This window comes from Pseudonocardia sp. (assembly GCF_025965585.1).
GTDB lineage: Bacteria > Actinomycetota > Actinomycetes > Mycobacteriales > Pseudonocardiaceae > Pseudonocardia.
In genome coordinates this window covers 1-12,412 of sequence record NZ_JAOPWR010000226.1, presented here as the reverse complement: position 1 = coordinate 12,412, position 12,412 = coordinate 1, and the positions used below count along the sequence as shown (strand labels likewise).

At 73.6% G+C, this 12,412-nt stretch carries 12 protein-coding genes; 7 read left to right on the top strand and 5 right to left on the bottom strand.

Annotated features, from left to right (window positions below; translation table 11 throughout):
- Positions 1-3: 3 nt before the first annotated feature.
- On the bottom strand, positions 4-1,347 hold the full coding sequence (locus JWR81_RS14710; RefSeq protein WP_297651727.1) for an MFS transporter: 1,344 nt from the start codon (positions 1,345-1,347) through the stop codon (positions 4-6).
- A 277-nt stretch (positions 1,348-1,624) separates the two neighbouring features.
- On the opposite strand from JWR81_RS14710, the gene JWR81_RS14705 reads away from it, so the two are divergent.
- Together JWR81_RS14705 and JWR81_RS14700 are read left to right on the top strand one after the other, a co-directional pair.
- The gene (locus JWR81_RS14705) at positions 1,625-1,768 is read left to right on the top strand and encodes a hypothetical protein (protein ID WP_297651724.1); all 144 of its coding nucleotides are present in this window, start codon (positions 1,625-1,627) and stop codon (positions 1,766-1,768) included.
- A 69-nt stretch (positions 1,769-1,837) separates the two neighbouring features.
- Positions 1,838-3,130: a multidrug effflux MFS transporter gene (locus JWR81_RS14700; protein ID WP_297651721.1), complete on the top strand. Its 1,293-nt coding sequence runs from the start codon at positions 1,838-1,840 to the stop codon at positions 3,128-3,130.
- Here the strand turns inward: JWR81_RS14700 and JWR81_RS14695 are convergent.
- Together JWR81_RS14695 and JWR81_RS14690 are read right to left on the bottom strand one after the other, a co-directional pair.
- Positions 3,102-4,328, bottom strand: coding sequence for a sigma-70 family RNA polymerase sigma factor (locus JWR81_RS14695; RefSeq protein WP_297651718.1), 1,227 nt, complete (start codon positions 4,326-4,328; stop codon positions 3,102-3,104). The two genes, JWR81_RS14700 and JWR81_RS14695, sit on opposite strands and share 29 nt — an antisense overlap.
- Positions 4,329-4,679 carry a YciI family protein gene (locus tag JWR81_RS14690; RefSeq protein ID WP_297651715.1) on the bottom strand — a complete coding sequence of 117 codons (351 nt, stop codon included), beginning with the start codon at positions 4,677-4,679 and terminating at the stop codon, positions 4,329-4,331. It lies immediately after the preceding gene.
- A gap of 85 nt (positions 4,680-4,764) precedes the next feature.
- Here JWR81_RS14690 and JWR81_RS14685 point away from each other — a divergent pair, with 85 nt between their 5' ends.
- From JWR81_RS14685 to JWR81_RS14670, 4 genes are all read left to right on the top strand, one after another.
- Positions 4,765-5,649 carry an ABC transporter substrate-binding protein gene (locus JWR81_RS14685; protein ID WP_297651712.1) on the top strand — a complete coding sequence of 295 codons (885 nt, stop codon included), beginning with the start codon at positions 4,765-4,767 and terminating at the stop codon, positions 5,647-5,649.
- A gap of 182 nt (positions 5,650-5,831) precedes the next feature.
- Complete coding sequence (locus JWR81_RS14680) at positions 5,832-7,280, top strand: DUF2252 domain-containing protein (RefSeq protein ID WP_297651709.1); 1,449 nt, start codon at positions 5,832-5,834, stop codon at positions 7,278-7,280.
- A gap of 43 nt (positions 7,281-7,323) precedes the next feature.
- A complete protein-coding gene (locus tag JWR81_RS14675) occupies positions 7,324-8,070 on the top strand; it encodes an alpha/beta fold hydrolase (RefSeq protein WP_297651702.1) in 747 nt (248 codons plus the stop codon).
- 151 nt (positions 8,071-8,221) lie between these two features.
- Complete coding sequence (locus JWR81_RS14670; RefSeq protein ID WP_297651699.1) at positions 8,222-8,425, top strand: hypothetical protein; 204 nt, start codon at positions 8,222-8,224, stop codon at positions 8,423-8,425.
- Positions 8,426-8,499: 74 nt separating this feature from the next.
- On the opposite strand, the gene JWR81_RS14665 is transcribed toward JWR81_RS14670, so the two are convergent.
- Complete coding sequence (locus JWR81_RS14665) at positions 8,500-9,141, bottom strand: response regulator transcription factor (protein WP_297651696.1); 642 nt, start codon at positions 9,139-9,141, stop codon at positions 8,500-8,502.
- A gap of 252 nt (positions 9,142-9,393) precedes the next feature.
- Here JWR81_RS14665 and JWR81_RS14660 point away from each other — a divergent pair, with 252 nt between their 5' ends.
- On the top strand, positions 9,394-10,980 hold the full coding sequence (locus tag JWR81_RS14660; RefSeq protein ID WP_297651694.1) for a S53 family peptidase: 1,587 nt from the start codon (positions 9,394-9,396) through the stop codon (positions 10,978-10,980).
- Positions 10,981-11,049: 69 nt separating this feature from the next.
- On the opposite strand, the gene JWR81_RS14655 is transcribed toward JWR81_RS14660, so the two are convergent.
- On the bottom strand, positions 11,050-12,412 hold a 1,363-nt coding region (locus tag JWR81_RS14655; protein ID WP_297651691.1), incomplete at its 5' end, for an FUSC family protein.

Sequence of the window (12,412 nt, the reverse complement as noted above, 5' to 3'; positions counted from 1 at the left end):
TCCTCAGCCCGTTGTGCTCCCTGCGGTCGCGGGCGGTCCGATGCTGGGCGCTTCGTAGGTCGGGCCACGGCGCGGCATGAGCAGCAGCGCGATCATCGATACCACACAACAGCCGACTATGTAGATGCTGATCCAGGTGCTGGATCCCGTGCTCTGCAGGATCGCCACGGCGATCAGCGGCGCCGGCCCGCCTGCGATGACCGACGCGAACTGATAACCCAACCCGGCTCCGCTGTAGCGGATGTTCGTGCCGAAGCTCTCGGCGATCAACGCGGCCTGCGGGCCGTACTGCATGTCGTGGAAGATCAGCGACACCACGATCGCGAGCAGCGCCAGGCCCGCCATCCGCGTGTTGAGCAACCCGAAGTAGGGGAAGGCGAACAGTCCCGTGCACACGATCCCGATGCCGTACATCAGCCTTCGCCCGATCAGGTCGGAGATGTAGCCGAACAGCGGCACGCTGATCAACCCGATGGCCGCGGCGATGAGGGTGTCGGTGAGCAGGCCGGTGCGGTCCAGCTTCAGCTGGGTGGTGCCGTAGGCCAGGACGAACGTGATGAAAAGGTAGAACGGCGCCTGCTCGGACATCCGGACGAAGGCGGAGGTGAGGATCTCCCGCCACTGATGACGGAACGCGTCGATGACCGGCAGCTTTCGCACGGCCTGCGTCTGCTTCACCTCGGTGAAGACCGGGCTCTCCAGCACCCGCAGCCGCACGTAGAGCCCGATCCCGACCAGCACGATGCTGGCCAGGAACGGCACCCGCCAGCCCCAGGTCTCGAAGTCCGGGCCGGTGGTCGCCGACATCAGCTGGACCATCCCGGTGGACAGCAACAGACCTATCGGGACGCCGAGCTGGGGCCAGCTCGCCATGAGCCCGCGCTGCTTCTTGGAGCCCCATTCCATCGCTATGAGTACCGATCCGCCCCATTCGCCGCCGACCGCGACGCCCTGCACGATCCGCATCACGGTCAGCAGGATCGGCGCGGCGATGCCGATGGCCGAATAACCGGGGAGCACCCCGATGAGCGTGCTGCCGATGCCCATCAGCAGCAACGTCGTGATGAGCGTGGCCTTACGGCCGATACGGTCGCCGTAGTGCCCGAAGATCGCGGCGCCGACCGGCCGAGCCGCGAAGCCCACGAACTGGGTGCCGAACGAGGCGATCACGCCGGCGTAGGGGCTCTGTCCGGGGAAGAAGATGTGCGGAAACACGAGGGCTGCCGCGGTCCCGTAGAGGAAGAAGTCGTACCACTCGATCGTCGTCCCGACCGTGCTGGCGAACACCGCGCGGCGGCGCTGTGAGCCCAATGACGGTGCTGGTGATGTTGAGGTGTCCGCGTTCATCGGAGGCTCCGCATCTGATCGACCCAACCGTGGATATCGACTGGAGCCGCCCCTGCATCAGCCACTCTGCCGATCCGGACGAGGTTACGACCACTCTCGACAGTGTCAACCTCGACGCCTCGGTCGTTGCTGAAAGGGCGGCCATGGCCGAGTCGGTCGTGAGCGGTGGCGTCCGTTCCGTGTCGTATGCAGGTGGGAGCGATCGGCTCCCGTCATCAGATCTGATGACACACCGCCGGTGTGGTAACCCCCGTGGAGCGCTGTGCGATTACCAGGCATGACCCCAGTCGCTCCAGTCCGGCCCGCCGCCGTTCCGGGCCCGTGTCTCACCGCCTCGCCGTGGGCGGGCCGGATCATCGGGGTGCTCTTCACCGTCACCGTCGTGCTGTTCCTGCTCGGCCTGCTGACCCTCGGCATCTGATCCCGCGCGGGTTCGTGAGACCGGCCACCCGTATGTCCGCCGCGCCGGCCTTCGCGTAGGAATGTCCTGGTGACCAGCCGAGCCGTCCCCGTCGCGACCCCCGCCAAGGTGCCCCTCGGGCTGGTCCTGGCCCTAGGCGGGCTCTCCAGCTTCGGGCCGCTGTCCATGGACCTCTACCTGCCCGCCCTGCCCCAGCTCACCACCGACCTCCGCGCCTCGGAGGCGTCGGCCCAGCTGTCCCTGTCGGTCTGCATGATCGGGCTGGCGCTGGGCCAGCTCCTCGTCGGGCCGCTCACCGACCGGGTGGGGCGACGGGTCCCGCTGCTCGTGGGCGTGGCCCTGTTCGCGGTCACCGCCGGGCTGTGCGCGATCGCGCCGTCCATCGAGATCCTGCTCCTGCTCCGGCTGCTCGGAGGCCTCGCGGGCGGGGCCGGGATCGTCATCGCCCGCGCCATGGTCCGCGACCTCTACGACGGCACCGCCGCCGCGCGAGTGTTCGCGACGCTCATGCTCGTCAGCGGCACCGCCCCGGTGGTCGCGCCGGTGCTCGGCGGGCAGCTGCTGCGCGTCACCGACTGGCGCGGGGTGTTCGGCGCCCTCGCGCTGGTGGGGGCCGTGCTGCTCGTCGCCGCCGTGACGCTGCGCGAGACCCTGCCGAGGGACCGCCGACGCCCCGACGGCCTGGTCGCGATGACCCGCGTACTGCGCGAGGTGGTGCACGACCGCCGGTTCCTCGTGCCGGCGCTCGTCCAGGGCATCGGGATGTGCGGGATGTTCACCTACATCGCGATGGGCAGCTTCGTCATCCAGGGCGTCTACGGCTTCGGTGCCGTCGAGTACTCGCTGGTGTTCGCGGCCAACGCGGTGGGCATCGTGCTGGCGGGCCGGATCAGCGCGCTGCTGGTGACCCGCGTCGGGCCACGGCGGCTGCTCGCCGTCGGCGTCGCGGTCGCGCTGGCGGCCGCGGTCGCGATGCTGGTCGGAGTGCTCGTGTCGGCCTCGGTGTGGGCGCTGCTCCCGTCGCTGTGGGTGCTCGTCTCGTGCACCGGGGTGATCATGCCCAACGCCACGGCCCTCGCGCTGGCCGACCAGGGTCGCACCGCGGGCACGGCGTCGGCCGTGATCGGGTTGCTGCAGTTCGCCGTCGGGGCGATCGTGCCGCCGCTCGCGTCGCTGCGCGGTGTGTCGCCGGTCGTGATGGCCGGGACGATCCTGGCGACGGCCACCGTCACGGCGCTGGTGCAGTTCGGGCTGCGGGTCCCCGCCTCGATGGCCGCGACACCTCCTCACCGGTCCGTACCACCGGCATGTGACGGCGTCGGCGCGGGCGGCGTCACGCCGGGGGACGGCCCGTCATGCTGAGCCTGCGCCGCAGGTGGGCGCGCTGGGCGTCGTCCTGGGGCAGGGCGAGCGCGGTGTCGTAGGCCTCCCGGGCCGCGGCGTGCCGGCCGGACCGCGCGAGCAACTCGGCGCGGGAGGCGTGCCACAGCGGGTAGTCCTCCAGGCCGACCAGCGCGTCGATGGCGGCGAGCCCGGCCACCACGCCGTCCCGCTCGCCCAGCGCGACCGCCCGGTTGAGGCGCACCACCGGCGTGTCGTGGACGGTGAGCAGCACGTCGTACCAGGACAGCACGGCGTCCCAGTCGGTGGCGGCGTACCGCGGCGCCAGCGCGTGGCAGGCCGCGATCGCCGCCTGCACGACGTACGGGTCGGGACGGTCGGGGGACCGGCGCAGCCCCTCGCCGACCAGGATCACGCCCTCCTGCACGAGCTGGGCACGCCAACGTCCGCGGTCCTGGTCGGCGAGCAGTACGGGACGGCCGTCGGCGTCGTGGCGGGCGTCGCGGCGGGAGTCCAGCAGCAGCTCCAGCGCCAGCAGCCCCAGCACCGACGCCTCGCCGGGCATCAGCTCGCGCAGCAGCCGGGTCAGCCGAACCGCCTCGTCGACGAGCGCGGGCCGCGGCGCCCCGGTCGGTCCGTACCCCTCGTTGAACAGCAGGTAGGCGGTGGCGAGCACGCCGCGCAGCCGGTCGGGCAGCTCGTGGTCGTCGGGCACTCGGTACGGGATGCCCGCGCGTGCGATCTTCTGCTTGGCGCGGGTGAGGCGCTTGGCCATGGTCGCCTCGGGCACCAGCAGCGCCCGGGCGACCTCTGCGGTCGAGAGCCCGCACAGCGTCCGCAACGCGAGCGCCACCTGCGTCTCGACGGCGAGCGCCGGGTGGCAGCAGGTGAACACGAGCCGCAGCAGGTCCTGCTGCTCGCCGGGCTCGGGGCTCTCCGCGGCGTGCAGCTCCACGGCGTCGGCCTCCTTGCCGGTGCGGGCGGCCTCCCGGCGGATCAGGTCGATCGCCCGGCGCCGCGCCGCGACCGTCAGCCACGCGCGCGGTTCGTCCGGCACCCCGTCGCGCCGCCAGGTCTCCAGCGCGCGCACGGTGGCGTCCTGCACGGCGTCCTCGGCGAGCTGCAGGTCGCCCACGTGCCGGACCAGCGTTGCCAGCACACGCCTGCCCTCGTCGCGCACGAGGCGGACGAGGGCGGCGTGCGCGGGGTCGAGCGACACTCAGCCCCCGAAGTCGATGACAGGACGGACCTCGACGGCTCCGTCCCACGCCGCGGGGATCGTGGCGGCGACCTTCACGGCCTCGTCCAGATCGGCGCACTCGATGAGGTAGAAGCCGGTCAGGGCCTCCTTGGTCTCTGCGTACGGGCCGTCTGTGGTGACGACGTCGCCACCCTTCCCGCCCTGCACGCGCACGGTGGTGGCGGTCGAGGTCTGGTACAGCGCCGCGCCGCCGCGGATGACCGCCGCGGCGGCCTCGCCGAACGCGTTGTACTCCTTCATCTCGGTGCCGTACTCCGGCAGCGTCCAGTCGACGTCGGCGCTGTAGATGAGGGCTGCGTACTGGGGCATGGGGTGCTCCTGGCGTGTGTCGGGCCGGCGCTGATTGCCGGCGTCACACTAGGGACGAACGGGCCCGCCGAGAAAGGACACATCGTTGCGGATCGCTTCGCTCCTGCCTGCCGCCACCGAGATCGCGGCCGCCGTCGGACTCACCGACGACCTCGTCGCCGTCACGTTCGAATGCGACCACCCCGCCGGGATCCGCGACCGGGTGCCCGTCGTGGTCGACACGGCATTGCCCGTCGGGCTCACCCCCGGCGAGATCGACGCGGTGGTGCGCGACCGGGTCGCCCGCGGCCTGCCCATGTACGAGATGGACGCCGACGCGCTGGGACGGCTGGCTCCCGACCTCATCCTCACGCAGGACCTGTGCCGCGTGTGCGCGCTGCCGGCGGGCACCGTCGCCGACGCGCTGGCCGTGATCGGGTCCGACGCCGAGGTGCTCTCGATCGACCCGCACACCGTGGACGAGGTGCTGGACGCCGTCGCGGCTGTGGGCCGGCGGGGCGGGGCCGCGGCCGCTGCCGAGGCCGTGGTCGGCGACCTGCGCTCGCGCCTGGCGGCCGTGGCCGCGGCCGTCGCGGGGCGGACCCGGGCCCGCGTGCTGGTGCTGGAGTGGACCGACCCGCCCTTCCTCGCCGGGCACTGGGTGCCGGAGCTGGTGCGGCGTGCGGGCGGCGAGCCGGTGGCAGGCGTGGAGGGCGGCCGGTCGGTGACGGCCGCCTGGGACGAGCTCCGGGACGCCGGTGCCGACCTGGTGCTCGTCGCCCCGTGCGGCTACGACCTGGACGCGGCGGTCGAGCAGGCGGCGGTGGTGCGGGACCGTCTGCCGGGCGTCCCGATCGTCGCGATCGACTCCGCGGCCTACGTCGTGCGGGCCGGTCCGCGGCTGGTGGACGGGGTGGAGGCGCTGGCGTGGGCCCTGCACCCGGGTGCGGTGCCGGCGCCGCCGGAGGGTCGGGTGCTGAGGCTGGGATAGCCGACACGCGGCGATGGCCGAGGCGGAGCACCGCGAGCGGGGTGTGGACCTCGGCCGACCGTGCCTCGTTGTGCCGGCGCTGACGGGCGCCCGAGCGGCCGGGCCACGCAGCACTTCGCAGGCGCGACGCCAAGAACCTCGGCCCACGCCCGCAGCGGGGCCCCGCGCGTAGGCTCCCGCCCGTGAGCGCCCCTGTCCCCGGCCACATCGTGCTCGCCGACGCCGACGGCACCCCGTACTCCTCGCTGCGCCAACGCCCCGCCCCCCGCGCCGAGCGCTACGAGCTGGGCCGCGGACTGCGTCACAAGGTGCCGCGCAAGGTGCTGGGGGAGTGGCGGCCGCAGGTCGGACGGCCGGATCCGGTGAAGCAGATCATGGACTCCCACGAGGGCCGGGTCGGCCGGCTCGTGCCGATCCGGGTGGGGCGCATGGTCGCCTCGCCCTACGGGTTCCTGCGTGGCACCGCGGTCGTCATGGCCGAGGACGTCGCACATCTGCCGGCCACCGGCATCACTCCCGTGGTCTGCGGTGACGCGCACCTGGGCAACTTCGGCTTCTACGCCTCGCCCGAACGCGACCTCGTGATCGACCTCAACGACTTCGACGAGGCGCACCCCGGCGGTTGGGAGTGGGACCTGCGGCGCCTGGTCGCGAGCATCTGGGTCGCCGGACGGCACAACGGCATGAGCGAGGACCACTGCGCCGAGGCCGTCGCGTCGTGCGTGGCCGCCTACCGCGAGCAGGTGCGGTTCCTCGCCGACCAGCCGCTGATGTCGCGCTCGTTCCAGCGCATCGACGTCGACCGGCTCGCCGACGAGAGCTCCAAGCCGCTGCGCCACGAGATCGAACGCGCGGCCAAGCGGGCCCGGCACCGCACCAGCGACCGCGCGCTGCCCCGCTTCACCGAGAAGGTCGGCGGCAGCAGGCGGATCGTCGAGGAGCCGCCGCTCATCACGCGGCTGTCGGACCACGAGACCGATCTCGTGGCCGCCGCCCTCGACGAGTACCTGCTGACGCTGGCGTCGCACTGGCGCCGGATGCTCGGCGGCTACACGCTGGTGGACGTCGCGCACAAGGTCGTCGGCGTCGGCAGCGTCGGGCTGCGCGCGTACGTCGCGCTGCTGGAGGGCTCCTCGCCCGAGGACGTCGTGTTCCTGCAGCTCAAGCAGGCCCGCCGCTCGGTGCTCGCGCGCTACGTTCACGGCGAGTCGGCGTGGCACGCCCACCAGGGCCAGCGGGTGGTGGAGTACCAGCAGGCCCTGCAGACCGTCAGTGACCCGCTCCTGGGCTGGACGACCATTCCGACGGTCGACCCGGCAAGCGGGTCGACGGGAGACGACCTCCAGTACTACGTCCGCCAGTTCCGCAACATGAAGGGCACCATCGCGCTGGACGGAATCGACGCCGACGCGCTCGTCGACTACGCCGGGGTGGTGGGCTACCTGCTCGCCAAGGGGCACGCGCGCACCAGCGGGGCGTCGATGATCGCCGGGTACGTGGGCTCGTCGGCCAAGGTCGACGACGCGCTGTGCCGCTTCGCTCGCGCCTATGCCGACCAGACCGAGGCCGACCACGCCGCGCTCGTCCGGGCCGTCGACCGTGGGTTGCTACCCGTCGAACGCGGGCTCTGACACCCGGCGGGCGGCGCGGCCGGCCGCGAGGGATCGTGGAGCCATGACGACGGTGCGCGTGATCGCGCGCGAGGTGGCCCCGGTGCTCGGGGCGGGGCGCCGCGAGCTGCGCAGGCACCCGGTCTGGACGGCCGAGAGCACCGAGGGCGCGGGGGTCGGCGTCGTCGTGGTTCCGGGCTTCGGGGGTGCCGACGCCAGCATGGCGGTGCTCCGGCGCTGGCTCGTCCGCCGCGGGTACGCCCCATCCGGTGCCGGTCTGGGGCTGAACGTCGGCTGCAGCTCCGCGCTGGTGGACCGGCTGGAACAGCGGGTCGCGGAGCACGCCGGGGCCACCGGCGGCCCGCTCGTACTGATCGGCCACAGCCGTGGCGGCTGGATCGCCCGGCTGGTCGCGGTGCGGCGGCCGGATCTCGTGCGCGGCCTCGTCATGCTCGGCGCGCCCGTGCTCGCTCCGCTCGACGCGCGGGCCGTGGTGCAGGTGGCGATCCGCGGCCTGCTCGGCCTGTCGCGCCTCGGCGTCCGCGGCATGCTCGACGAGGACTGCGTGCACGGGGAGTGCCGCGAGGCCACCGCGGCGGGGCTCGCCGCACCGCTGCCGATGCCCGCGCTGGCGGTCTACTCCCGCGCCGACGGGGTGGTCGGCTGGCGCTCCTGCCGCGACCCGCAGGCGGAGTGGGTGGAGGTGCGCAGCAGCCACACCGGCATGGGCATCGACCCGGAGTTGTTCACCGTGCTCGTGCCCCGGCTCGCGGTGTGGGCTGGTCACGGCCCGAGCACGGTCGCCTCCTGATCGTCCGTCCCGGACGTTCCACGGGGTAGTATCGACAGGTCAGGTCGGGTGGGCGCCGCCAGCGCCCGCCCCGTGGCAGATCGCCGCTTGACGTATGGTCGCGCCGGTCGCACGCCCGGGCCGCGTGACGACGACAGGGAGTCACGGACGCATGAGCTGGACCGGAAACCCGTCCACCACCGACCAGGGCGGTCGCTTCGCCGCCGCCCAGGTCGCGAACGCCGAGAACAACGACCTGCAGAACATGAGGGCGGCCCGCGTGGTCGCCGGTCGCTCGTCCGATGCGCAGGACTGCGCGGAGATGCTCGCCATGCTCGGCCTCGACGCCAGCGGCGACCGCGCGCCGATCAGCTGATCCTCCCCCATCACAGTGCAGGGCCCGGCCGGATTCCGCCTTACCCGGCCGGGCCCTTCTGCGTCGTGCTCGTTTCAGCGGATGGCGCCGGCCCGCAGCGCGAGCAGCACCATGTGCGCGCGGTCGCGCGCGTGCAGCCTGCTGGTGATGCGGGCGAGGTGGCTCTTGACCGTCAGCGCGGAGAGGCCCAGGACGTGGCCGATCTCGCTGTTGCCCAGGCCCTCGGCGGCCAGCCGCAGCACCTCCACCTCGCGATGGGAGAGCTCCCGCTCCTGACCGCCGGCGTCGAGCACGCGGACCCGCCGCGTGATGGGGTCGACGGGCTGGCGCTGGTCGGGGATCGCCTCGACGGCGGCGGGGACGCGGGGTGCCGCCGTGAACAGGTACCCGCGGGCACCCGCGCGCAGCGTGGCGCCGATCCGGTCGAGGCGTGACGGGTCGCCGATCGCCACGACGTGGTCCCAGCCCTCCCGGCGCAGCACCTGGACGAGATCGGCCCCCTGGTCGTGACGCTCCTCGAACGCCATGTCGACCAGCGCGAGATCGCCGGGACCGTGGTCGGACGCGATGCGCTCGGTCTCGTCCGGCGACCCGGCCTCGAGGATGTCGCACGGCCCGCGGTGCGACAGCCCGTCGCACAGGGTGCGCCGCGTCAGCGGGTTGCCGAACGCCACCAGGACGGTCGTGGCGTGGTGTGCCGGTGCAGGCTCCCTCATGGAACTCCTTCATCGCGGGTGCGACGACCGGGCCCCGAGGAGGTGGGGCCGGCCCGGAGCGGGCCCGCCATCTCCTACCTTGGCGCGGGGACTTGACGAAGGCAAACCGGCGTGATGCGCGCGCATCTCCTCCGGCCGGCGGTTGTCGCACGGCACCCGGCGCTGGAAGCGTCTGTACCTGATCGCCGTGGCCGGGCGCTCGCGAATCGTACTGCCGTGCGGGGCTGGGCGAGCGGCGCGATACTCCGGCCCATGACCGACCGGCCCATGAGTGACCCCGACGCACCCCGCACGCCCATCCCCGGCAGCGAGCGACCGCCCGCCGACGCCCCCACGGCGTCCGCTCGCGCCGTTCCCGCGGACGCCACAGTGGAAGCCACCGTGGTGCTGCGCCGCCGGGCCGAGCTCCCGGATGCGGCACACACCCGCATGACGCCGGCCGAGCTCGCGGAACGGTACGGCGCCGACCCCGCCGACATCGCGCTCGTCACCGACACGCTCACGGCGCTCGGTGTCGACGTGACCGCGATCGATGCCGCGTCCCGGCGACTGCGGGTCGCGGGCCCGGCCGGCGTGCTGGCCTCGGCCTTCGGGACGTCGCTGGTGCAGGTCAGCACACCGGATGCCACCGGAACCCCCGTCACGCACCGGTTCCGTACCGGCGGGCTCAGCGTGCCGTCCGCGCTCGACGGGGTGGTGACGGCCGTGCTCGGGCTCGACGACCGCCCCCAGGCCCGCGCCCGGTTCCGCATCGCGGCCCCGCAGGCCGCGTCCGTCGGCTACACGCCGCTGGAGCTCGGCACGGTCTACGCGTTCCCCGAGGGCACCGACGGGTCCGGTCAGACGATCGCGATCATCGAGCTGGGCGGCGGGTTCGCCCAGTCCGAGCTCGACACCTACTTCGGTGGCCTCGGGATCACCGGCCCGAGCGTCACCGCCGTCGGGGTGGACGGCGGCAGCAACGTGCCGGGCAAGGACCCGAACGGCGCCGACGGCGAGGTGCTGCTCGACATCGAGGTGGCGGGCGCGCTGGCCCCCGGCGCCGACATCGTCGTCTACTTCGCGCCCAACACCGACGCGGGCTTCCTCGACGCCGTCGCGCAGGCCACCCACGCCACGCCCACGCCCGCGGCCATCAGCATCAGCTGGGGTGGTGCCGAGGACACCTGGACGGGGCAGGCCCGCACCGCCTTCGACCAGGCCCTCGCCGACGCGGCCGTGATCGGTGTGACCGTCACGGTCGCTGCGGGCGACGACGGCAGCACCGACCGCGCCACCGACGGGAAGTCCCATGTGGACTTCCCGGCCGCCAGCCCGCACTCGCTGGCCTGCGGCGGCACCCGGCTCGACGCCGACGCGAGCGGGCGGGTGACCTCGGAGGTCGTGTGGAACAACGGCACGGGCAAGGGCGCCACGGGCGGCGGGGTCAGCACCGCGTTCCCGCTGCCGAGTTGGCAGACCGGGGCCGGGGTGCCGGCGTCCGCGGGCGGCGCGCCCGGCCGCGGCGTCCCGGACGTCTCCGCCGTCGCCGATCCGCAGACCGGCTACAAGATCCGGGTCGACGGCACGGACCTCGTCATCGGCGGCACCAGCGCCGTCGCCCCGCTCTGGGCGGCGCTCGTCGCGCGGCTGGCCCAGGCCACCGGGAGGACCTTCGGCCTGCTGCAGCCCGCGCTGTACGGGTCCGTGATGGGCGGTGCCGTGGCGCCGGGGTTCCGCGACATCACCTCGGGCGACAACGGCGCCTTCGCCGCCGGTCCCGGCTGGGACGCGTGCACCGGGCTCGGCGTGCCGGACGGTACGGCCCTGCTGGCCGCGCTGCGGGGGGACCAGGGCTGAGGGTCCTCCGGGCTGTCCAGGGCGGGCTACCTGGCACATTGGTCACGTAGAGTGAGCAGACTCCCCGGACTACGAGGTGCTGCGGACCGGGGCGGTGCCGGCGACGACGTCCTCGCGGTCCCGCGTCGCCCCGGCCCCGGCCAGGTCCGCGGCGAAGCCCACCACGGCCTGGTCGATGCGCCGCAGCATCCGCACCGCCGTGAGCAGCTCCGCGCGCCTGCGGTGGCCGGTGCTGCGCGAGGCGTAGGCCTCGGCGGCGTCGACGACGTCCTCGGCCGACCGGATCGCCCTCCCGTCCTCCAGGTCGCGGTGCAGCAGCACCCGGCGCAGCCCCTCGATGTTGGCGCGGATGCGGTCGGCGGCTGGATCGAGCGTGGACGCCCAGCCGGGGGCGTCGATCGTGTCCGAAAGCCGGGCGAGCCTGCGGCTGTAGTGGTCCACCGCGCTGAGCACCCGCAGCGTCCGCTGGTAGCTCGACCGGCCGCGCCGCCGCGGCAGCGGGCTGTCCAGCGGCTTGGCCCGCAACCGCAGCACCCCGAGGGCGTCGTCCATGTCGCGGGCGTGCTCGAGCGGCGACTCGGCTCCCGGCGAGCGTCCGAGGATCCGGTCCACCGCGCTGTCGAGGGTGGCGTCCACCGCGTCGACCACGGTGTCGAGCGCCTCGCCGAACGCCTCCCGCGTGCCCTTGGGCAGGATCAGATAGCCGGCGAGGATGCCCATCGCCGCACCCACCGCGGTCTCCTCGATGCGCACCACCAGCGTGTCGACGCTGAACTGGCCGATCAGCCCGTACAGCAGCGCGAGTACCGCGGTGATCCAGAACGCCATCAGTGCCTGCGACACCCGCACCAGGTAGAGCGCGAAGAAGACGCAGCCGGACATGAGGATCAGCGCGGGCAGCGCCCGGTTGCCGACCACCAGCGCGAGCCCCATGCCGGCGACCACGCCACCGATCGTGCCGACCACGCGCTGCGAGCCGCGGCTGAGCACATCGCCGCGGCTGGTGGTGCCGGCGAACACCACGAACGCGGCGATCACCGCCCAGTACCAGCGCGACGGCGACACGATCTCGCCGATCACGATGGCGAGGCTGGTGGCGACCCCGACCTGGATCGCCTGGCGGGTGCTCTGGTTGAGGCTGGGGCGTGCCGCCGTGGTCCCCGCCCCGTCCTCCCCGGGGTCCGTGGACGACTCCGGCTGCGTGGACGACCCCGGCTCGCTGGGCGGCCGGGGTCCGGTGGACGGCTGGGGCTGCGTGGACGACTCCCCGTCCGTGGACAGCTGGCGCTGCATGGACGTCTGGGGTTCGGTGGACGGCTCGGGGCCAGCGGACGACGGCACCGACACGGCCGGGCCGGGCCGGCCGGTCGTCGCGGGCCGGGGCCGTTCCACGTCGCCGGGGCCGCCGTCGCTGTCGCCGTCGCCGTCGCCG